Origin of the sequence: uncultured Roseobacter sp. (assembly GCF_947488185.1) — a bacterium.
Lineage (GTDB): Bacteria > Pseudomonadota > Alphaproteobacteria > Rhodobacterales > Rhodobacteraceae > Roseobacter.
Genome location: NZ_CANKYM010000001.1, coordinates 828646 through 849278 on the forward strand (window position 1 = coordinate 828646; position 20633 = coordinate 849278).

Consider the following 20633-nt stretch of genomic DNA (forward strand, 5'->3'; position numbering starts at 1 on the left):
CTTTGGCCCAGATCATCATCAAAAACGTCCGCAAGGAATTCGGGGATTTCACCGCTGTGAAGGAAAGTTCCTTCACCATCGAGGACGGCGAGTTCTTCATGCTGCTCGGCCCGTCGGGCTGCGGCAAGACCACCACCCTGCGCATGATCGCCGGGCTGGAACTGCCCACCTCCGGCGAGATCTACCTCGACGGCGAAGAAATCAGCCAGAAACCCCCCAGCCAGCGCGATATTGCCTTTGTCTTCCAGATGTTTGCGCTCTACCCGCATATGAACGTCTACAAGAACCTGAGCTACCCGCTGGTCAGCCAGGGCATGGCGCGGCGGGACGTGAAGGCGAAGGTCGAAGACGTGGCCACCATCCTCGGCATTCAGAACATTCTGAAGAAACCCGTAGGCGGCCTCTCGGGGGGGGACCGACAGCGCGTCGCCCTCGGCCGCGCCATCGTGCGCGACCCCAAGGCCTTCATGATGGATGAACCCTTGGGCGCGCTGGATGCGGAGTTCCGCGAGCATATGGCCGAAGAGCTGCGCGCCCTGCACGACCGCATGGGCGCCACCACCGTCTATGTCACCCACGACCAGTTGGAGGCCATGCAGATGGGTGACAAAATCGTGGTAATGAACAACGCCGTTGTCGAACAATTCGGCACCCCGCAAGAGATCTACGACAAGCCCGCCACCATGTTCGTCGCCGACTTCATCGGCTCACCGTCGATGAATTTCCTGCCCTTCGACGGGTCGGTGGCGGAAGGGGCGCAGACCGTTGATCTGCAGGGACACTCCATGACCGTCCCGCGACAAATGCAGGGGGCTTCGGGCAAACTCGTCTTCGGTGTCCGGCCCGAACATGTGACCCTCAGCGACACGGGTGCCTATCGCGGCGAGGTGCTGGCCACCGAATACCTCGGCACCACGCAAATCATCACGCTGGATACACCGAACGGCGCGTTGAAAGCGCGCGCGCCTGCAGGACAGGTGGCCACCGTAGGCGAGAAAATCGGCCTCGGCTTCAAGGGTGAAGCCGTCACGCTCTTTGATGAAAACTCCGGGCGCGCGCTGCGCTCCGAGCTGAATGAAGGGATCGTGACCCATGGCTGAAGTCATCCTCAAAGGCGTCTCGAAATCCTTCGGCGACACGGTGGGCGTGGCCGACATCGACATGACTATCCCCGACGGCGCTTTCGTCGTCCTGCTCGGCCCAACGGGGGCCGGCAAGACAACAACGCTCCGCCTGATCTCGGGTCTTGAAAAGCTCGACGCGGGCGAGATCCACATCGGTGGTCGTAATGTAGCTAACGAAACACCCGCGCAGCGCGACGTCGCGATGGTCTTCCAGCAATATTCGCTCTATCCGCATCTGACCGTGCGCGAGAACCTGGAATTCCCTCTGAAGTCTCCAATCCTCAACACGCCGAAAGACGAGATCATCCGCAAAGTGAATGAGGTCGCAAACGTCCTGCAGATCAGCCACAAGCTCGACAACAAAGCGACGGCGCTGTCAGGGGGCGAGATGCAGCGGGTCTCTATCGGGCGTGCGCTTGTGCGTGAACCACAGGTCTATCTGATGGACGAGCCGTTGTCCTCGCTGGACGCCAAACTACGCACCGATCTGCGGATCGAACTCAAACGCATTCAGGCCAGCCTCGGCGCGACCATCCTCTACGTCACCCACGACCAGATCGAGGCGATGACCATGGCCACCCATGTGGGCGTGCTGAACGAAGGGCGCCTGGTGCAATATGGCACACCGCGAGACATCTACGAGAACCCGAATTCTGTCTACGTCGCCTCGCGCCTCGGCCAGCCGCGCATCAATATCCTGCCCGCCGATCTCTTTGGTACCGCGCCGAAAGGCGCCCACCGGATTGGCCTGAGACCGGAACACGTCACGCAAGGCGAAGGCCGGGCCGCACAAGTAGAGCGGGTGGAACATCTTGGCGATCACAGCCGCCTGCATCTGCACCTCGACGGGCATGACATTGTCACGCTGGCTGACCCACACGCGGACTATGCACCCGGCAGCGCTCTGCAGATCGCCCCAAAAGACCCGCTGTGCTTTGACGCGCAAGGCGACCGGATCTACTAAAAGGAGAAGACGATGGCACAGTTTATCAACAGTAAGGACAGGCTGGTCACCGATGCAATCGACGGTCTCCTCGCGACGTCAGGAGGCAGACTCCACCGTCTCGACGGCTATCCGCACATCAAGGTGGTCTGCCGCACCGACTGGGATAAATCGAAGGTTGCGCTGATCTCGGGGGGCGGCTCGGGGCACGAACCAGCGCATGCCGGGTTCGTGGGAGAGGGCATGCTGACCGCCGCCGTCTGCGGTGAGGTCTTTGCCTCCCCGTCGGTGGACGCCGTGCTCGCCGGTATCCTCGCCGTCACCGGCGAAGCGGGTTGCCTGCTGATCGTCAAGAACTATACCGGCGACCGGTTGAATTTCGGCCTCGCCGCAGAACGTGCGCGTGCGTATGGTTTGAAGGTGGCGATGGTCATTGTCGACGACGACATCGCCTTGCCCGATCTGCCACAGGCGCGCGGCGTGGCAGGCACCCTCTTTGTGCACAAGATCGCGGGTCATCTCGCGGAAGAGGGCAGCGATCTGGAGACGGTGACCAAGGCGGCGGAAGACGCGGTCCGCGATATGGCCTCCATCGGGAAGTCGCTGGACACCTGCACAGTGCCGGGATCGACAAAAGAAGATCGGATCGCTGCGGGCATGGCAGAACTGGGCCTCGGGATACATGGGGAGGCCGGCGTGCAACAGGTCGCCTTTGACGGTGCAATTTCGGCCATGGATATGGTGCTGGACAAGCTCCTGCCCCATGTGAAGGGGCAGGAGTGTGTTGCGCTCCTGAACAATCTGGGCTCCACGACGCCGCTGGAAATGGCAGTTCTGGCCCATGCGTTTACGTCATCGGACAAGGCAAAAACCGTGACGGCAATGATCGGGCCTGCCCCCCTGATGACCTCGCTGGATATGCATGGGTTCTCCGTCTCGCTGCTCCCGCTGACAGCGGATCGCACTGCCGCGCTTGGCCGTAATGTCCCCTTGCCCGATTGGCCGGGGATGACCATGCTCTCCCCCGTCACAGTCAAACCCTTGCCGGATGGGTTGAGCCCGATCCAGCCGATACCGTCGGACAGTCCCGCAACACGTGCCTTGATCGAGACATGCTGCGATTTGCTGATCGCGGCGGAGGCGGACCTCAACGGCCTCGACGCAAAGTCAGGCGATGGCGACACCGGCAGCACCCTGGCCACGGCGGCGCGCGCGCTCAAAGGGTCGATGGATCGCATGCCCTTGGCCGATCTGACCCAGCTTTTTCGCGCGGTTGGCAATGAGTTGAGCCAGACCATGGGCGGCTCCTCCGGTGTGATCCTCGCGATTTTCTTCGGCGCCACGGGGGATGCCTGTGCCAACGGCAAACCCACCGCTGAGGCCTTGCAGACCGGCTTGCAGCGGATCAGCGAGGTGGGCGGCGCGGGGCTTGGCGATCGCACGATGATCGACGCCCTGCAACCGGCGCTGCAAGCCCTGACCGACGGCGTTGGCGCCGCTGCGCAAGCTGCCCGTACGGGTGCGAATGAAACTGCTGCTATGGGTCGCGCCAAGGCAGGTCGGGCATCCTATGTGCCCGAAGAGAACCTGATCGGCCACAATGATCCCGGTGCCGAGGCCGTCGCCCGGCTCTTTGAAGGGCTGGCAGCTGCACTAAAAGGATAGACATCAGACCATGAAGGTCAGCCGCGACGCCCCTTTGAACCCAACGGTGAACGACATTGCCCGTGTCGCGCAGGTCAGCCTTGCGACCGTGGACAGGGTGCTGAACGAACGTCCTGGCGTGCGCAAGGTGACGGTCGAAAAGGTCAATCGCGCCATCGCCGATCTGGGCTACGTGCGCGATACGGCAGCGGCAAATCTGGCGCGCGGGCGCGTCTATCGGTTTCTCTTCATTCTGCCAGCCACCAACAATGAATTCGTCGCGCTGATCGAACGGCAGATCACTGATCTGTCTGGCGGATTGAAACGGGAACGCACGCAGGTTGCCTGCACCCGCGTGCCTGCTTTTGACCCCATGGCGCTGGCCGAGGCGATCAACGCGCTGGATCCGGCCCAGGTGGACGGGGTTGCGATTTTCGGTCCCGAGACGCCGTCCGTACGGGACAGTATCTCAAGACTGCGCGCGCATGGCGTGTCGGTCGTTTCGCTGGTCTCCGACATTCCGAGTTCCGAACGCAACGCCTATGTCGGCATCGACAACATCGCAGCGGGGCGCACGGCTGCACAGCTGATGGGCCGCTTTCTGGGTCCGGTATCGGGAAAGGTTCTGGTTGTGACCGGGTCCATGCTGGCCCGTGATCATCTGGAACGGCGCCTTGGCTTTGACGACGTCATGGCGCGGGATTTCCCGAACCTTGCCGTGCTTGCCTCGCTCGAAGGACGCGATGACCCCGATCTGATCGAACGGCTGCTGCCGCAAGCGCTGGCAGGCACCAGGGACATCGTGGGCATCTATTCCTCGGCGGCTGGCAATGCCGGGTTGATCCGACACTTCGACCAGCATCAAGAGGCCCCGTCTCCGGTCATCGTTGCACATGAACTGACACCGCTCTCACGCGCAGCGCTCGGGAACGGGTTGTTTGACGCGGTGATCAGCCAGGATTCAGGCCATCTGGTGCGCAGTGCGATACGCATCATGCGCGCGCACAGCGACAGCGCGCCGATCAATCTGGCTCAGGAACGCATTCGAATCGACATATACATGAAAGAAAACATGCCGCCCGATCCGGACGGCGCATTGGGAGGATGACATGAAAACCATCAAGGGACCGGCGCTGTTTCTGGCGCAATTTGCAGGCGACGAGGCACCTTTCAATTCGTGGGACGCCATCACGAAATGGGCTGCCGACTGCGGATACAAAGGCGTGCAGGTGCCCAGCTGGGACGCGCGTCTTTTCGATCTGGAGAAAGCGGCGACAAGCAAAGATTACTGCGACGAATTCAAAGGTCAGGCTGCGGAGAACGGCGTGGAGGTGACGGAGCTCTCCACGCACCTGCAGGGACAGCTGGTGGCGGTTCACCCGGCCTATGACACGGCGTTTGACGGCTTTGCCAACCCATCGGTGCATGGCAATCCGAAGGCCCGGCAGGAATGGGCCGTGGATCAGGTGATGAAGGCAATCAGCGCCTCAGCCAATATGGGCATCAAGAACCACGTCTCCTTCTCAGGCGCGCTCGCCTGGCCCTATATCTATCCCTGGCCGCAACGCCCCGCCGGGCTGATTGAGACCGCCTTTGATGAACTGGCCAAACGCTGGCGTCCGATCCTTGATCATGCCGACGCGAATGACGTGAACATCTGCTATGAAATCCATCCGGGCGAAGACCTGCATGACGGTGTGACCTTCGAGATGTTCCTTGATCGGGTCGATAACCACGCCCGCTGCAACATGCTCTACGATCCGTCGCATTTCGTGCTGCAGTGCCTCGACTATCTCGACCACATCGACATCTACAAAGACCGGATCAAGATGTTCCACGTCAAGGATGCGGAATTCAATCCGACGGGTCGGCAGGGTGTCTATTCGGGATATCAGCCCTGGGTGGACCGCGCCGGGCGCTTCCGCTCCTTGGGTGACGGGCAGGTCGATTTTGCGGGTATCTTTTCCAAGATGGCGGCAAATGATTTCGACGGCTGGGCGGTGGTTGAATGGGAATGCTGCCTGAAACACCCCGAAGACGGAGCCCGCGAGGGAGCGCAATTCGTCAAGGATCATATCATTCGCGTCACGGAACGCGCTTTTGACGATTTTGCAGATGGGGGCACAGATGAGGCAGCCAATCGCAAGATGCTTGGGATCGGCTAAGCGTACCACCGGAAGGTCTCGCCTGGCCGGGCCGTTGTGTATGCATATTTTTGGAACAATGAAGGCGGGGCGGGGCCTCGGGAGGAAACGGGATGTCACGGATCAGACTTGGGATGGTGGGCGGCGGCAATGACGCCTTTATCGGCGCGGTACACCGTATCGCCGCACGGATCGACGACCGGTATGAACTGGTTGCGGGCGCGCTGTCGTCTACGCCGGAGAAAGCGCAGGCCTCGGGGGCCGCACTGGGGTTGGACCCGGCACGCACCTATGATGACTTCAGACAGATGGCGATCCGCGAGGCGCGATTAAAAAACGGTATCGAAGCTGTTTCCATCGTGACCCCGAACCACGTGCATTTTGCTGCCGCACGCGAGTTCCTGAAGCGCGGCATTCACGTGATCTGTGACAAACCCCTCACGTCGACCATGGCGGATGCCCGCAAGATGGCGAAAGCGGTCGAAGAGTCCGATGCTCTGTTTTTTCTAACGCATAACTACACCGGCTATCCAATGGTGCGGCAGGCGCGAGACATGATTGCCAAGGGTGACATCGGCAAGATCCGCGTGGTGCAGGTCGAATATCCGCAAGACTGGCTCACCAAACACGAGGATTTCAAACAGGCGGCATGGCGCACTGATCCCGCGCAATCCGGGGCGGGTGGTTCAACCGGGGACATTGGGACCCATGCGCATAATCTCGCATGTTTCGTCACAGGTCTGCGCGTTGAGAGCCTTGCCGCTGATTTGCAGGCTTTCGTGTCGGGTCGTCAGCTGGACGACAATGCGCATGTGATGTTGCGATTTGAGGGCGGTGCGCGCGGCATGCTGTGGTCCAGCCAAGTCGCGCCGGGAAATGAAAACGCATTGCGCATTCGAGTCTACGGCGAGAACGGCGGGCTGGAATGGGCGCAGGAACACCCCAACCACCTGTGGCACACCCCGTTTGGCGAGCCCAAGCGCCTGATGACCCGCAATGGTGCCGGTGCGGGTGAGGCCGCAGCACGGATGAGCCGTATTCCACCCGGGCATCCGGAAGGATACCTCGAAGGGTTCGCCAACATCTACAGCGAAGCGGCTGAGGCGATTGTCGCCCATCGCAAAGGTCAGAAACCAGGCGCGGCTGTCATCTATCCAACCATTCTGGATGGGATAAGAGGCATGCAATTCGTGGATGCTTGCGTACGGTCCTCGGCGCGCAATGCCGCTTGGATCACCCTGCCGGATTGAACCATCGACTATCTGTGAACAGATTGTTCACGCTTTGATCAGAACCACGCGCCAGCTTAGCCGGTTGGCGGGTAGCGCCTTGATCCTCATGGGAATTCGACCAGTGCAGTTTTCACCGGCTTCTTTGCAGGTGCAGCATTTCAAAAAATACCTAAAAAGCATCAGTTTTCTGAAACCTCTTGGCAAGAAATTTGCGCGACCCTTCCGACTTAGTAATTTTTGAGAGAGACAATGCTAGACACAGACTCCGCAGATCACCTTGCGGCGATTTTCAATCAGTTCAAAGTCCCCATGTTCGCGGCCGATCGTCCGTCCGCACAGAGCGAATTCAAAATAACATGCATCAATCAGGCCCACGCAGAAGCAACCGGATTTCAACCGGAGGCTTTGCGAAACGTTGCGTTGCGCGACCTGCTGCCAGAAGGCGAAGCGGCCACTGTCATCGGGCGTTACACCGAATGTGCCGATGGGCAGAAAAACATCCGATATCTGGAGACATTGACGCTGCCGGAGGGCGTGCAGCGGTGGGATACTTCCATTCAACATGTCGCACTGCCCGATGGTGGCGACCGCGTGATCGGCACCGCCTTCAAAGTCACCGGCGACCAGTACGCCGAAGGCACGCGCATGACCTTCGACAACATCCGCTTCTTTTCATCGCTGGCAGATATGCATTTGCAAAATCTCGTGTCCATGTTCGAGACCGCGCGGGATCAGGGATTGTTCCACAACGACAGCGCGAACAGAGTGTCACAATTGTGCAGCGTTTGCCGTTCCGTGCAGCGATCAGTGGAAGATATCCGGGAAACCGTGCGCCGCGCGCACCCGGAGGCCGCTGGGATAGACAGCAATGCCCAGGCAATGTTGAACGATCTCGGGTCCAGCACCTTGAGTGCGCTTTACGAGAGTGCGCGCGAGATATCGTGAAATTTAAAAAACGTTACACATATTTGACTACTTTCGGTAATTGGTAACATTTTTATTGAACCGAATCCGCACCTGACCTAGACTTCTCCATCAACCGGAGGATTCTATGCACGCTTACATCTGTGACGCGCAGCGCACGCCCATCGGGCGTTATGGCGGGAGCCTGTCTGCGGTGCGTGCGGATGATCTCGCCGCCGCCCCGATTGCAGCACTCATCGCCCGCAACCCGTCGGTGGATTGGTCGCGCGTGGATGACGTCATTTACGGCTGCGCCAATCAGGCGGGCGAAGACAACCGCAACGTGGCGCGGATGGCCGCACTGCTGGCGGGCTTGCCGGTTGAGGTTCCCGGATCGACCATAAACCGGCTGTGCGCGTCGGGCATGGATGCCGTGGGGGTGGCGGCACGGGCAATTCGCGCGGGGGACATCGATCTGGCCATCGCCGGCGGTGTCGAAAGCATGAGCCGCGCGCCTTTCGTGATGCCCAAGGCGGAAACGGCATTTTCGCGCGCAGGTCAGATCTATGACACGACCATCGGCTGGCGCTTCGTGAACTCGAAGATGAAAGCCGAGTATGGCATCGATTCCATGCCGCAGACCGCAGACAATGTGGCTAAGGATTACGGGGTCAGCCGCGCCGATCAGGATGCTTTTGCCGCGCGCAGTCAGGCGCGTTGGGCCAAAGCCCATGCGGAGGGCGTGTTTGCCGAAGAAATCACCCCTGTCACCATCCCCCAGCGCAAAGGCGAGGCCATTGTCGTCGATAGGGATGAGCATCCGCGTCCAGATACGACAACAGAAAAACTAGGCAAGCTGCGGGGGATCAATGGCGCTGAGCTAACTGTGACGGCGGGCAATGCCTCCGGCGTCAACGACGGCGCCGCCGCTTTGCTCATCGCGTCGGAGCAGGCCGCCGAGACCCACGGCCTGACGCCAATGGCCCGCGTGGTGGCGATGTCTGCCGCCGGTGTCGCGCCACGGATCATGGGCATTGGCCCGATCCCGGCCTGTGAAAAAGTCCTGAAACGCGCGGGGCTGAGCATTGAGCAGATGGATGTGATAGAATTGAACGAGGCTTTTGCCGCGCAAGGACTCGCCACTCTGCGCGCGCTAGGTGTGGCGGATGACGCGCCCCATGTGAACGCAAACGGCGGCGCCATCGCGATCGGGCATCCGTTGGGCATGTCCGGCGCGCGGCTGGTGATGACGGCGGCCTATCAGCTCAAACGCACCGGCGGGCGCTATGCGCTTTGCACGATGTGCGTGGGGGTCGGACAGGGTGTCGCGCTCATCCTCGAGCGCGCGAACTAGGTAACGCTTATACTTGAAAGGGTTTGAACGATGTATGCACAGATGATCAAATCGACCGGCAAGGGCGTCAAATCGCTCGACGAGATGGACCCCGAAGAACGCGCCTTTCAGGAGCGGATCAACGCAGGCGGCAAGATCGAACCGAAGGACTGGATGCCCGACGGCTACCGCAAGACGCTGATCCGCCAGATCGGCCAGCACGCGCATTCCGAAATCGTCGGCCAGCTGCCTGAGGGCAACTGGATCACCCGCGCCCCCACGCTGGAGCGCAAGGCGATTCTGCTGGCGAAGGTACAGGATGAGGCGGGGCACGGGCTCTACCTCTATTGCGCTGCCGAAACGCTGGGGGTGAGCCGCGATCAGCTGACGCGCGACCTGCTCAGCGGCAAGATGAAATACTCCTCGATCTTCAACTATCCGACCCTGACATGGGCGGATATGGGTGCGGTCGGCTGGCTGGTCGATGGCGCGGCAATCATGAACCAGGTGCCGCTGCAGCGTACTTCTTATGGGCCCTATGCCCGCGCCATGGTGCGCATCTGCAAGGAGGAATCCTTCCACCAGCGGCAGGGTTTCGACATCATGATGAAGATGGCGAATGGCACCGAGGCGCAGCGCAGGATGGCGCAGGATGCGCTCAACCGCTTCTGGTATCCTTCGCTGATGATGTTTGGCCCGTCCGACAAGGAGTCGGTGCATTCCGCCCAGTCGATGGCGTGGAAAATCAAGATGAACACCAATGACGAGCTGCGCCAGAAGTTCGTCGATCAAACCGCACCGCAGGCAGCCTATCTGGGCCTGACCATCCCGGACGAACATCTGGAGTGGAACGAGGAACGAGGATCCTATGATTTCTCGGAACCCGATTGGGATGAGTTCTTTGACGTGCTGCAAGGTAACGGCCCCTGTTCGGTGGACCGCATGGAAGCACGGAACAAGGCCTGGGATGACGGGCGTTGGGTGCGCGAGGGCCTCCTGGCCCACGCGGAGAAGAAACGCGCACGCAAAATGGCAGCGGAGTAACTGATATGAGCAGCCCTGAATCCGGATCCTATGACGCCACCGAAGCCGCCCCGCATGGCAAGCCCCGCGCCACCGAATGGCCCCTGTGGGAGGTGTTTATCCGTGGCCAGCACGGCCTCAGCCACCGGCATGTCGGCTCGCTGCATGCAGCGGACGCCGAAAGTGCCATCAAGAACGCCCGCGATGTCTATACCCGTCGCAACGAGGGCGTGAGCATCTGGGTGGTCGAAGCCGCCGCCATCGCCGCCTCCTCTCCCGAGGAAAAAGGCCCACTCTACGAGCCATCCAATGACAAGGTGTACCGCCACCCGACCTTCTTCGACATCCCAGACGACGTAGGTGCGATGTGAGTGAACCGCTTTTCGAATTCCTCTGCCGCATGGGGGACAACACGCTGGTGCTGGGGCACCGTGTGTCGGAATGGTGCGGCGTGGCGCCCGTGTTGGAAGAAGACATCGCACTGGCCAATACAGCGCTGGATTTGATCGGGCAGACGACACTCTGGCTGAACCTGGCCGGTGCGGTCGAGGGCAAGGGGCGCGACGCCGATGCGCTCGCCTTCCGCCGGGACGTCTGGGAGTTTCGCAATGTGCTTCTTGTCGAACAACTCAACGGTGATTTCGGCCAGACCATGATGCGGCAATTCCTTTTCGACCTCTGGCACAAGGGCATGCTGATCGCTTTACAGGGCAGCAGCCACGACCAGATTGCCGCGATTGCGGAGAAGTCGCTCAAGGAGGTGACCTATCATCTGGAACGCACCACTGACACGGTGATCGGACTGGGCGATGGGACGGATGAAAGCCACAATCGCATGCAAAAAGCCCTTGATAGGCTCTATCCATTTGTCGGAGAGATGTTTGTCTCTGACGATGTGGACGCCGCGATGGTGGCCGAGAGTATCGCGCCCGATCCCGCTGATTTGCGCCCGGTGTTCGATGCGAGACTGGACGAGGTTCTCTCCGATGCGACGCTGGTCAGACCCACCAGTGATTTTGCGCATAAGGGCGGAAAATCAGGGCAGCGACACTCGGAACATCTGGGCCATATGCTGAGCCAGATGCAGTGGCTGCAGCGCGCCTACCCGGATGCGACATGGTAACCGATAAACCCGCAACGGAAACGATCTGGGAATGGCTGGATGCCGTGCCCGACCCGGAAATTCCGGCGATCAGCCTGACCGATCTGGGGATCATCCGCAATGTGGAATGGGCGGGTGATACGCTAGAGGTGACCGTCACGCCGACCTATTCTGGCTGCCCCGCCACGCGGATCATCACTCTCGATATCGAAACGGCTTTGCGCGACCGCGGTATCGAAAAACTGACGCTGAAAACGCAATTGTCCCCCGCCTGGACCACCGATTGGCTGACGGAACGCGGCAAAGAGCGGCTTGAGGGGTATGGGATCGCGCCACCACAACCAGCAGGTGGCCCGCAGCACTGCCCGCTTTGCAAATCAAGCCATGTCGAACGGATCAGCCAGTTCGGCTCCACCCCCTGCAAGGCCCAGTGGCGCTGCCAAAGCTGCCTGGAACCCTTCGACTATTTCAAGTGTATCTGATGCCCCAGTTTCATCCCCTCACTGTGACCGACATCCACCACACCATCCGCGACGCGGTGGTGCTGACGTTGAAACCGGACAGCCCCGAGGCGTTCAAATTCACCCAAGGACAGTATCTGACCTTCAAGCAGGATTTCGACGGCACGGAGGTGCGGCGCAACTATTCGATCTGCGCCGGGCTCGACGACGGCGTGCTGCAGGTCGGGATCAAACGGGTCGACGGCGGGGCGTTTTCCACCTTTGCAAACACGCAGCTGAAAGTCGGCGACACCCTGCAGGCCATGCCGCCTTCGGGGTCGTTTTTCACCCGGTTAGAGCCTGATACCGCGAATTCATACCTCGGGTTTGCCGGTGGTTCCGGCATTACGCCGGTGCTGTCGCTCCTGAAAACCGTGCTGCATCGGGAGCCGCATGCCACTTTCACGTTGGTCTACGCCAACCGCGCTGTGAACACGATCATGTTCCGCGAAGAGCTGGAAGACCTGAAAAACCGGTACATGGGGCGGCTGACGATCATCCACATCCTCGAATCCGGTCAGGACATGGAGCTTTTCACCGGGCGTGTCGATCAGGAGAAATGCGACAAGCTCTTTCAACATTGGATCGACGTCACATCGGTTGATACCGCCTTCATCTGCGGACCCGAACCGATGATGCTGGCCATTGCCGATAGCCTGAAAACCCACGGGTTAGAGCCTGATCAGATCAAGTTCGAGCTTTTCACAGAGAGCCAGCAGGGACGTCTGGCCAAGCAGGAGATCGCAGCGCGTGCCGCCGACCAGAAAGGCACCGAGGCGCAGGTCACCGTCGAAGGTGTGACGCGCCGTTTCACCATGCCCAAGGATCAATCGGTGCTCGAAGCCGCGCTCGACAATGCGCTGGACGCGCCTTTTGCCTGCAAGGCGGGCGTCTGTTCCACCTGCAAGGCGCGGGTGCTGGAGGGCGAGTACGAGATGCTCTCGAACCACGCGCTTGAGGATTACGAAGTGGAGCAAGGCATGGTGCTGACCTGCCAGTGCTACCCGCTGAGTGATAAAATCGTCGTAGAATACGACACCCATTAAGGAGCCCCCATGCCCAAGGATATGAACCTGCGCGATGTCATGAGCTTTGCCGCCGGGCAGTGGATTGGTCCCGGCGCGGGCGCACGGTCGATCGCAAGCGCCATCACGGGCGAGGTCATCGCAACCGCGGGCAACGACGCGCTGGATGTGCAGGCCATGCTCGGTTTCGCCCGCGACGTCGGCGGGCCCAACCTGCGCAAACTCACCTTTCACGACCGCGCACGCGTGCTCAAGGCGCTGGCGCTGCATCTGAAGGAGAACAGGCAAACGCTCTATGACCTCAGCTTTGATACCGGGGCCACGCAATCGGATCACATGATCGACGTCGATGGCGGGGTCGGCACGATGCTGGTCTTTGCCTCCAAGGGACGCCGCGAGATGCCGGATGCACGGGTCTATCTCGACGGGCCGGTCGAGCAGTTGGGTCGACACGGTCAATTCGTCGGCCGCCATATCGCAACCCCGCTGCAGGGCACCGCGGTACATATCAACGCCTTCAACTTCCCTGTCTGGGGTATGCTGGAGAAGCTGGCTCCTACCCTGCTGGCCGGGGTTCCTGCCATCGTGAAACCGGCTACCGCAACCTGCTACGTGACGGAACGCTGCGTGCGGCTGATGCTTGACAGCGGCCTCTTGCCTGAGGGCGCGCTGCAACTGGTCACTGGGGGCCTGGGTGACATGCTGGACCATCTGGACTGTCAGGATGCGGTCAGCTTCACCGGCTCGGCGGATACGGCGCTGAAACTGCGCGCCAACCCGCATCTGCTGGAGCGTTCTGTGCGCTTCATGGCAGAGCAGGACAGTCTCAACGCCTCCGTCCTGGGGCCGGATGCCACGCCCGGAACCCCTGAATTCGACCTCTTCGCGAAAGAGGTACACCGCGAAGTGACTGCCAAGGCCGGGCAGAAATGCACTGCGATCCGGCGCATCATGGTCCCGCAGCCGCAGGTCGATGCAGTCATCGCCGCCCTTTCCGACAGACTGGCCAAAACCACTATTGGCGATCCGCGCCTGGAGACCTCGCGCATGGGTGCATTGGTCTCTAACGCGCAGAAACGGGACGTTCTGGAAAAAGCGGAAGTGATCGCACAGGAAGCCGAACGCGTCTTTGGTGACCCGGCGGATTTCGAGGTACAGGGCGCGGATCCGGACAAGGGCGCCTTCCTGCCGCCCATGCTGTTTCACTGCGCAGACCCAGACGGCGCGCAACGGCTGCACGATACCGAAGCCTTCGGGCCTGTCTCGACCATCATGGGTTACCGTGATCTGGGCCACGCCACCCATCTGCTCAACCGAGGCAAAGGTTCGCTTGTGGCCTCTGTCATCACCAATGACCCGGAGGTCGCGACAGAGATCACGATGGGTGCGGCTGCCTTCCACGGGCGGCTCTATTTCAACAATCGGACATCGATGAAAGAAGCCACCGGTCACGGCTCCCCGCTGCCCCATATGGTGCATGGCGGGCCGGGCCGCGCTGGCGGCGGCGAGGAGCTCGGCGGCATTCGCGGCGTCATGCATTACATGCAGCGCACGGCGATACAGGGCAGCCCGGATGTGCTGTCGGCGATCACCGGGCAATGGGTGCCGGGTGCGACGGAAAACCAGAACGCCGCGCATCCCTTCACCCGCCCCTTTGGCGCGTTGAATATCGGCGACACCCTCAACGCCGGGCCGCGCGAGATCACGCTTGAGGATATCGAGACCTTTGCCCATTTCACCGGCGATACCTTTTACGCGCATATGGACGACGACGCGGCGGCGGCGAACCCCTTCTTTCCCGGACGCGTTGCCCACGGCTATCTGCTGCTCAGCTTTGCGGCGGGCATGTTCGTGCAACCCGATCCGGGCCCGGTGCTGGCCAACACGGGCCTCGACAGCCTGCGTTTCATGGCGCCGGTGCAACCCGGGGACAGCATCAACGTGCGGCTGACCGTCAAGGCCAAGACCCCGCGCAACGAAGACTATGGCGAAGTACGCTGGCACGTGACCCTGACCAATCAGGACAGCGAAGCGGTCGCCGAATATGAATTGCTGACGATGAATGCTTTCTGATCCACTGGACCATCTGACAACCGCCCTGACCGATCTGGGGGGCCAGCGGGTCTGGTCCCTGCTGGTGACCGTCTTCGGTGATCTTGTGCCGGACGCGGGCGCAGGCATCGACGGGCCGGTGCTGTCCACGCTCATGGGGCGGATGAACGTCCGGGCAGAAGCAACCCGTGTGGCCCTGCACAGGCTGCGCAACGACGGCTGGATCACCTCCGCCAAATCAGGACGCACCAGCCTACATAGCCTGACGGAACATGGACGTCGCGAAACTATTCAGGCCAGCCGCCGCATCTATGCCGCACCGGATGACGTGCCCGACGGATGGGTGGTTCTGCTGACCGAAGAGGCAAATGGCGACCGGCGCAACCTGCTGGAAACTGCGGGGTTCACGCAAATGATGCCGCGTGTCTACATTGGCCCCGCCGGGCGCGCAGTGCCGGACAACACGCTGGCGCTGCGCGGTGATGCGGTGCCGGATTGGCTGCGCCGACAGCTGACGTCCGAGACGCTGAGCGCAGATTACAGCAAGCTGCACCGTATCCTGACCGAGATCGACAGCGCCTTGCCAAGAGGCACCGATCTGTCGCCGGTTGACCGTGCCGTGCTGCGCTGCCTGATCGTGCACAACTGGCGGCGGCTGGTGTTGAAACACCCCGACCTGCCCGCCGCCCTCTACACCGAGGACTGGCGCGAACAGGAGTGTCGCGCGATGGTGACCGCGCTGCTGCACAGGTTTCCACGGCCAGACCTCGCCGATCTCGCCGCGTAACCTGTGCTTTCCCAAGCCAATAAGGCAGGCTATAGGGAGCACATGACACATAGCGTATATAAAAATGACCTTCCGGACGGGCTTGACCTGGGTCCTGTTGTTGCCATCGATTGCGAGACGATGGGCCTCAATCCGCACCGTGACCGACTCTGCGTCGTGCAGCTGTCGGGCGGCGACGGCAAAGCACATCTGGTACAGATCGCCATAGGCCAGACCGACGCACCGAACCTTTGCGCCTTGCTGGAGGATCCGGCTGTGCTCAAACTCTTTCACTTCGGGCGGTTCGATATCGCCGCGATGCTGAACACCTTCGGCGCGACCGCCGCGCCAGTTTATTGCACCAAGATCGCCAGCCGCCTCGTGCGGACTTTCACCGACCGGCACGGGCTGGCCAAGCTGCTGCAGGAATTGCTGAACATCGACATCTCGAAACAGCAGCAATCCAGCGACTGGGGTGCAGACACCCTGACCGATGCGCAGGTCGACTATGCAGCCTCTGACGTGCTTTACCTGCACCGGCTGCGGGACGCGCTGAACGTGATGCTGGAACGGGAAGGGCGCATGGAACTGGCGCAATCCTGCTTTGATTTCCTGCCGATCCGGGCGCGGCTGGACCTCGAAGGCTGGCCCGACACGGACATCTTTGCACATTCATGAGCACGCCCTTTCTTGATACTGCCCGCCGGGTGATCCGGACCGAGGCCGATGCGCTCACCACGCTGGCCGAGGGGCTGGATGCGCGGTTTCGCGACGCCATCGACCTGCTGCTGAACAGCAAGGGCCGCGTGATCGTCACCGGCATTGGCAAATCCGGCCATATCGCGCGCAAGATCGCCGCCACCATGGCCAGCACGGGCACACCCGCGCAATTCGTGCACCCGGCGGAGGCGAGCCACGGCGATCTCGGCATGATCACCAGTGCGGATGTGGTGTTGGCGATCTCCAATTCGGGTGAGGCGCCGGAGCTTGCAAATCTCGTGGCCTATGCGCGTCGCTTCGATATTCCGCTGCTGGGCATCACCAGCGCCGAAGGCTCCAGCCTCGGGCGTGAATGCGACGTGGTGCTGTTGCTGCCAAAACTGGGGGAAGCCTGCGGTACCGGTGTTGTGCCGTCTTCGTCCACGACGATGACATTGGCCCTGGGCGACGCGCTGGCCATTGCGCTGATGGAGCACCGCGCCTTCACCCCTGAAAACTTCCGCGACTTTCATCCCGGCGGCAAACTGGGCGCACAACTCAGCCGTGTATCGGACCTGATGCACACCGGTGATCAACTGCCTCTGGTCCGCCCGGAAACGCCGATGTCGGACGCGCTGATCGAGATCAGCCAGAAAAGCTTTGGCGTGGTAGGAGTTGTTGACCAAAACGGGCTGCTTGCGGGCATTATCACGGATGGCGACCTGCGACGACATATGGACGGGCTGCTGTCGTTGACGGCGCAGGACGTCATGACACCCTCGCCCGTGACCATCGATCCCGGCGCGCTGGCTGAAAAGGCCGTCGCCATGATGCAGGCCCGTCAGATCACCAGCCTCTTTGTGGTCGACACCACGGGACCGGCCAAGCCACTTGGCCTGATCCGCATCCATGATTGTCTGCGCGTCGGTCTGGGGTAGGCCACGATGCGGGGGGATCGGTATTCACGAACGGTGGCCTGGCTGAAAGTGGCCCTGCCGCTTGCGGCCCTTGGCCTACTTTCGACCCTGTTTCTTTTGTCCCGTGTCGTCGACCCCACGGAATCGATCCCCTTCGCCGACACCGAGGTGCAGGACCGGCTGCTGAACCAGCAAATCTCGGGCCCCTATTATTCAGGGACGACGGCGAACGGTGACCAGATCGCCTTTGTGGCGGAGAAAGTCGTGACTCCAAACGGCCTGACCGGCGCCAACCGCGCAGAGGATGTCTTTGTGAAGATCGAGATGGTCGGTGGCACAACTGTGAACATAAAGTCGAAAACGGCGCGGGTTAACGTTGGACAGGACGTCGCGGACTTGACCGGCAACGTTGTGATCACCACGTCGCAAGGGTACATCATCACCAGCGAAGCGCTGATAGCGAGAATTGCCGCCTTGGACCTCCATTCCCCCGATACAGTATTTGCAACCACCCCTGCAGGCGAGCTGGTGGCGGGGTCCATGCGGCTGATGTCCCCCGAAACGGACGCGCCGGCTCAATTGGTTTTCACAAACGGTGTGAAACTGATATACCAGCCGAAACAGGTGAAAGACTGACCCGTGACTTTGTTAAGAATATTTATCCTGCCCCTTTTCCTTATGGCCACCGCGTCGGCATTACTTGCGCAGGGAACGCAGGTTGCTTTCGGTAGCCTTCAACAAGACACCGGCCTGCCAGTGGAAGTCACCGCGGACAATCTCGCGGTTGATCAGGGCACCGGAGAGGCCGTGTTCACGGGGAATGTCGTGGTCGGTCAGGGCGAAATGCGGCTGTCCGCCAAACGGTTGCTGGTTGTTTACCGCGAAGACACGGAAGGGATCGAACGGATGGAAGCCACTGGCGGCGTGACGCTGGTGTCTGGTCCCGATGCCGCCGAATCAGAACGCGCGGACTACAACATTGACGATGGTACCATCGTGATGACCGGCAACGTGCTGCTGACCCAGGGCCCCTCTGCCCTGACGGCCGACAAGATGACGGTGCAGCTCGACACTGGCACCGCCCAGATGGCTGGATCGGTAAAGACCATTCTGCAGACCGGCGACAATTAAATGGCACGACCCACCCTGACCGTCGCCGAAGGCTTTGCGGGGCTGCACGTAGAACATCTGCGTAAATCCTATCGCAAGAAGACTGTGATCCGCGATTTTTCCATGTACCTGGAGCGCGGGGAAGTGGTGGCTTTGCTGGGGCCAAATGGGTCCGGCAAGACAACCACCTTTTATGCCGTCGCCGGTCTGGTCACACCGGAAGGTGGCACCGTGGTGATAGATGGTCAGGATGTCACCGCCTTGCCGATGTATCGTCGCGCAAGGTTGGGCATTGGCTATCTACCGCAGGAGATGAGCATTTTCAGGGGTTTGTCCGTTCAGGACAACATCAGCGCCATCCTCGACATCGCCGAAGCGGATCGCCACAAGCGCCGCGAACGGCTCGAAGAACTGCTCAGCGAATTCTCAATTGAACATCTGCGACGCGCGCCTGCCCTCGCCCTGTCGGGGGGTGAACGGCGCCGGGTCGAAATCGCCCGCTGCCTCGCGGCCAATCCCAAATACCTGCTCCTGGATGAACCTTTTGCCGGGGTTGATCCCATTTCTGTTGGCGACATCCGGCACCTCGTCGCCGACCTCAAGAAACGCGGCATTGGCGTGCTGATCACCGATCATAATGTCCGCGAAACCCTCGAAATCGTCGACCGCGCCTATATTCTGCACGAAGGTCGCGTTCTGATGTCGGGCACTCCGGACGAGGTCGTCGAGAACGAAAACGTGCGCCGCGTCTACCTCGGTGACAACTTCAAAATCTCCTGATCCGGGCACGCGCGCGTTAACGCTTTTTTCCGCGCACGCCACCCGCTTTTGTTTGACTCTGGTGTCGGTTATCGGGCTGAATGAAGCCATGGCACGTACCAGTTTCTGTCTGACCGCGCATCAGCCTGCCTGCCAAGGCCCGGAAGACAATCATCATATGGAATGCCATTTTCCGTGATCCTCTGACCCGTTGTCCCGGCGTATCTGCGCCCGGAAACCCGATGCAGGATCAACCATTCGAAGGAGAGACTATGCGGTATCAAATCAGCGGCAAACAGATCGACATCGGCGAAGCGCTGCAGACCCACGTGAAAGAAGAATTGGGTGAAGCAGTAAAAAAATATGCCGAACGCCCGACCGAAGCGGTTGTGGTGTTTTCCAAGTCGGCGCATGAGTTTGTCTGCGAGGCGACCGTCCATTTGTCTACGGGCCTGACGGCACAGGCAAAAGCGCACCAGACCGAGATTTATGCCGCCTTTGATTCGTGCTGCGACAAGATGGAAAAACAGCTGCGTCGCTACAAGCGTAGGTTGAAAGATCATCACAAAGATCGGGCGGAACCGGTTGAAATCTACGGCGCGTCCTCCTATATCCTCGCATCAGATGCCGACTCAGAGGCGCAGGAACCAGAGACACTGCAACCGATCATCGTCGCCGAGATGGAAACCAAGATCCCCTCTCTCTCCGTAGGTGAAGCCGTAATGCAGATGGAGCTTGCTGGTGCACCGGTTCTGGTCTTTAGAAACGAGGGCAAAGAGGGCCTAAATGTCGTATACCGTCGCGATGACGGAAACATTGGCTGGATAGACCCGCAGTAGGATTTCTTCGAGGCGATGGAGCCTCCCGAAAGTGCGAGCAGAATGGATTTTAACAAACTCCTCAAGCCCGAGGCTGTGAAGGTATTGACCTCCGCCTCGAGTAAAAAACGCCTTATGCAAGATCTTGGCGATCTTGCGGAACAGGCATATGGGCTGAAATCGGGCCACGTTCTCGACGCGCTGCTGGCGCGAGAAGCGCTAGGGCCCACCGGGGTGGGACATGGCATTGCCCTGCCCCATGCACGGCTTGATGGGCTGGACCAAGTCGTGGGTGCATTTGTGTTGCTCGACAAACCCATCGACTTCAACGCCGTGGACCGTCAACCGGTTGACGTCGCCTTTGCGCTCTTTGCCCCGGAAGATGCCGGTGTAGAGCACCTCAAGGCGCTTGCCCTTGTCTCCCGTACACTGCGCGATCCGGGAATCTGTGCAAAGCTTCGGGCGAATCCGAACCCCAGCACGCTGCACACCATCCTCACATCAGCGGAATCAGAACAGGCAGCTTAAATCTGCGCTGC

General features: G+C 60.6%; 22 protein-coding genes. All 22 read left to right on the forward strand.

The window, feature by feature from the left end; genetic code table 11:
• Window positions 1-2: 2 nt before the first annotated feature.
• The 22 genes from Q1A52_RS04170 to Q1A52_RS04275 all read left to right on the forward strand — a co-directional run bounded on the left by Q1A52_RS04170 (window position 3) and on the right by Q1A52_RS04275 (window position 20622).
• Window positions 3-1100 (forward strand): ABC transporter ATP-binding protein, encoded by a 1098-nt coding sequence (locus Q1A52_RS04170; protein ID WP_300011258.1) that lies wholly within the window; start codon window positions 3-5, stop codon window positions 1098-1100.
• Window positions 1093-2088 carry an ABC transporter ATP-binding protein gene (locus Q1A52_RS04175; RefSeq protein ID WP_300011261.1) on the forward strand — a complete coding sequence of 332 codons (996 nt, stop codon included), beginning with the start codon at window positions 1093-1095 and terminating at the stop codon, window positions 2086-2088. Before Q1A52_RS04170 ends, Q1A52_RS04175 begins: the two co-directional genes overlap by 8 nt.
• Window positions 2089-2100: 12 nt before the next feature.
• Window positions 2101-3732: a dihydroxyacetone kinase subunit DhaK gene (locus tag Q1A52_RS04180; RefSeq protein WP_300011263.1), complete on the forward strand. Its 1632-nt coding sequence runs from the start codon at window positions 2101-2103 to the stop codon at window positions 3730-3732.
• Window positions 3733-3742: 10 nt separating this feature from the next.
• The gene (locus Q1A52_RS04185; protein WP_300011266.1) at window positions 3743-4819 is read left to right on the forward strand and encodes a LacI family DNA-binding transcriptional regulator; all 1077 of its coding nucleotides are present in this window, start codon (window positions 3743-3745) and stop codon (window positions 4817-4819) included.
• A 1-nt stretch (window position 4820) separates the two neighbouring features.
• Window positions 4821-5876, forward strand: a complete 1056-nt coding sequence (locus Q1A52_RS04190) for a sugar phosphate isomerase/epimerase (protein WP_300011269.1) — start codon at window positions 4821-4823, stop codon at window positions 5874-5876.
• A 92-nt stretch (window positions 5877-5968) separates the two neighbouring features.
• Complete coding sequence (locus Q1A52_RS04195; RefSeq protein ID WP_300011272.1) at window positions 5969-7105, forward strand: Gfo/Idh/MocA family oxidoreductase; 1137 nt, start codon at window positions 5969-5971, stop codon at window positions 7103-7105.
• A 231-nt stretch (window positions 7106-7336) separates the two neighbouring features.
• A complete protein-coding gene (locus Q1A52_RS04200; protein WP_300011275.1) occupies window positions 7337-8032 on the forward strand; it encodes a PAS domain-containing protein in 696 nt (231 codons plus the stop codon).
• 106 nt (window positions 8033-8138) lie between these two features.
• Window positions 8139-9344 carry a 3-oxoadipyl-CoA thiolase gene (gene pcaF, locus Q1A52_RS04205; protein WP_300011277.1) on the forward strand — a complete coding sequence of 402 codons (1206 nt, stop codon included), beginning with the start codon at window positions 8139-8141 and terminating at the stop codon, window positions 9342-9344.
• Between the two features lie 30 nt (window positions 9345-9374).
• Complete coding sequence (paaA, locus tag Q1A52_RS04210) at window positions 9375-10367, forward strand: 1,2-phenylacetyl-CoA epoxidase subunit PaaA (RefSeq protein ID WP_299859879.1); 993 nt, start codon at window positions 9375-9377, stop codon at window positions 10365-10367.
• 5 nt (window positions 10368-10372) lie between these two features.
• A complete protein-coding gene (gene paaB / locus Q1A52_RS04215; RefSeq protein ID WP_195820964.1) occupies window positions 10373-10717 on the forward strand; it encodes a 1,2-phenylacetyl-CoA epoxidase subunit PaaB in 345 nt (114 codons plus the stop codon).
• Between the two features lie 29 nt (window positions 10718-10746).
• Window positions 10747-11469 carry a 1,2-phenylacetyl-CoA epoxidase subunit PaaC gene (paaC, locus tag Q1A52_RS04220; RefSeq protein ID WP_300012170.1) on the forward strand — a complete coding sequence of 241 codons (723 nt, stop codon included), beginning with the start codon at window positions 10747-10749 and terminating at the stop codon, window positions 11467-11469.
• Window positions 11463-11930, forward strand: coding sequence for a 1,2-phenylacetyl-CoA epoxidase subunit PaaD (paaD, locus tag Q1A52_RS04225; protein ID WP_300011280.1), 468 nt, complete (start codon window positions 11463-11465; stop codon window positions 11928-11930). Before paaC ends, paaD begins: the two co-directional genes overlap by 7 nt.
• A complete protein-coding gene (locus tag Q1A52_RS04230) occupies window positions 11930-12994 on the forward strand; it encodes a 2Fe-2S iron-sulfur cluster-binding protein (RefSeq protein ID WP_300011283.1) in 1065 nt (354 codons plus the stop codon). The genes paaD and Q1A52_RS04230 overlap by 1 nt, the downstream gene beginning before the upstream one ends.
• Window positions 12995-13015: 21 nt before the next feature.
• On the forward strand, window positions 13016-15046 hold the full coding sequence (gene paaZ / locus Q1A52_RS04235) for a phenylacetic acid degradation bifunctional protein PaaZ (protein WP_300012173.1): 2031 nt from the start codon (window positions 13016-13018) through the stop codon (window positions 15044-15046).
• Complete coding sequence (locus Q1A52_RS04240; protein ID WP_300011286.1) at window positions 15036-15812, forward strand: PaaX family transcriptional regulator C-terminal domain-containing protein; 777 nt, start codon at window positions 15036-15038, stop codon at window positions 15810-15812. Before paaZ ends, Q1A52_RS04240 begins: the two co-directional genes overlap by 11 nt.
• Before the next feature lie 42 nt (window positions 15813-15854).
• Window positions 15855-16469, forward strand: a complete 615-nt coding sequence (locus Q1A52_RS04245; RefSeq protein WP_300011289.1) for a ribonuclease D — start codon at window positions 15855-15857, stop codon at window positions 16467-16469.
• A complete protein-coding gene (locus tag Q1A52_RS04250) occupies window positions 16466-17428 on the forward strand; it encodes an SIS domain-containing protein (protein WP_300011292.1) in 963 nt (320 codons plus the stop codon). The genes Q1A52_RS04245 and Q1A52_RS04250 overlap by 4 nt, the downstream gene beginning before the upstream one ends.
• Before the next feature lie 33 nt (window positions 17429-17461).
• On the forward strand, window positions 17462-18043 hold the full coding sequence (locus Q1A52_RS04255; RefSeq protein ID WP_300011295.1) for a hypothetical protein: 582 nt from the start codon (window positions 17462-17464) through the stop codon (window positions 18041-18043).
• Window positions 18044-18085: 42 nt separating this feature from the next.
• Entirely contained in the window at window positions 18086-18538 is a 453-nt protein-coding gene (locus tag Q1A52_RS04260) for an LptA/OstA family protein (protein ID WP_300011298.1), read from the forward strand.
• Complete coding sequence (lptB, locus tag Q1A52_RS04265) at window positions 18539-19297, forward strand: LPS export ABC transporter ATP-binding protein (RefSeq protein ID WP_300011301.1); 759 nt, start codon at window positions 18539-18541, stop codon at window positions 19295-19297.
• 251 nt (window positions 19298-19548) lie between these two features.
• Window positions 19549-20115, forward strand: coding sequence for a ribosome-associated translation inhibitor RaiA (gene raiA, locus Q1A52_RS04270; protein WP_195820973.1), 567 nt, complete (start codon window positions 19549-19551; stop codon window positions 20113-20115).
• A 42-nt stretch (window positions 20116-20157) separates the two neighbouring features.
• Entirely contained in the window at window positions 20158-20622 is a 465-nt protein-coding gene (locus Q1A52_RS04275; RefSeq protein ID WP_300011304.1) for a PTS sugar transporter subunit IIA, read from the forward strand.
• Window positions 20623-20633 lie beyond the last annotated feature (11 nt).

Bases quoted from the DNA above. Each gene is read 5' to 3' on its own strand.
- Q1A52_RS04260 (WP_300011298.1), top strand. From the start codon at position 18,086: ATGGCCACCGCGTCGGCATTACTTGCGCAGGGAACGCAGGTTGCTTTC.
- paaZ (WP_300012173.1), top strand. From the start codon at position 13,016: ATGAACCTGCGCGATGTCATGAGCTTTGCCGCCGGGCAGTGGATTGGT.
- Q1A52_RS04250 (WP_300011292.1), top strand. From the start codon at position 16,466: ATGAGCACGCCCTTTCTTGATACTGCCCGCCGGGTGATCCGGACCGAG.
- paaC (WP_300012170.1), top strand. From the start codon at position 10,747: ATGGGGGACAACACGCTGGTGCTGGGGCACCGTGTGTCGGAATGGTGC.
- Q1A52_RS04275 (WP_300011304.1), top strand. From the start codon at position 20,158: ATGGATTTTAACAAACTCCTCAAGCCCGAGGCTGTGAAGGTATTGACC.
- Q1A52_RS04245 (WP_300011289.1), top strand. From the start codon at position 15,855: ATGACACATAGCGTATATAAAAATGACCTTCCGGACGGGCTTGACCTG.
- Q1A52_RS04190 (WP_300011269.1), top strand. From the start codon at position 4,821: ATGAAAACCATCAAGGGACCGGCGCTGTTTCTGGCGCAATTTGCAGGC.
- paaA (WP_299859879.1), top strand. From the start codon at position 9,375: ATGTATGCACAGATGATCAAATCGACCGGCAAGGGCGTCAAATCGCTC.
- Q1A52_RS04185 (WP_300011266.1), top strand. From the start codon at position 3,743: ATGAAGGTCAGCCGCGACGCCCCTTTGAACCCAACGGTGAACGACATT.
- Q1A52_RS04240 (WP_300011286.1), top strand. From the start codon at position 15,036: ATGCTTTCTGATCCACTGGACCATCTGACAACCGCCCTGACCGATCTG.
- paaD (WP_300011280.1), top strand. From the start codon at position 11,463: ATGGTAACCGATAAACCCGCAACGGAAACGATCTGGGAATGGCTGGAT.
- paaB (WP_195820964.1), top strand. From the start codon at position 10,373: ATGAGCAGCCCTGAATCCGGATCCTATGACGCCACCGAAGCCGCCCCG.
- Q1A52_RS04175 (WP_300011261.1), top strand. From the start codon at position 1,093: ATGGCTGAAGTCATCCTCAAAGGCGTCTCGAAATCCTTCGGCGACACG.
- raiA (WP_195820973.1), top strand. From the start codon at position 19,549: ATGCGGTATCAAATCAGCGGCAAACAGATCGACATCGGCGAAGCGCTG.
- Q1A52_RS04180 (WP_300011263.1), top strand. From the start codon at position 2,101: ATGGCACAGTTTATCAACAGTAAGGACAGGCTGGTCACCGATGCAATC.
- lptB (WP_300011301.1), top strand. From the start codon at position 18,539: ATGGCACGACCCACCCTGACCGTCGCCGAAGGCTTTGCGGGGCTGCAC.
- Q1A52_RS04200 (WP_300011275.1), top strand. From the start codon at position 7,337: ATGCTAGACACAGACTCCGCAGATCACCTTGCGGCGATTTTCAATCAG.
- Q1A52_RS04230 (WP_300011283.1), top strand. From the start codon at position 11,930: ATGCCCCAGTTTCATCCCCTCACTGTGACCGACATCCACCACACCATC.
- pcaF (WP_300011277.1), top strand. From the start codon at position 8,139: ATGCACGCTTACATCTGTGACGCGCAGCGCACGCCCATCGGGCGTTAT.
- Q1A52_RS04195 (WP_300011272.1), top strand. From the start codon at position 5,969: ATGTCACGGATCAGACTTGGGATGGTGGGCGGCGGCAATGACGCCTTT.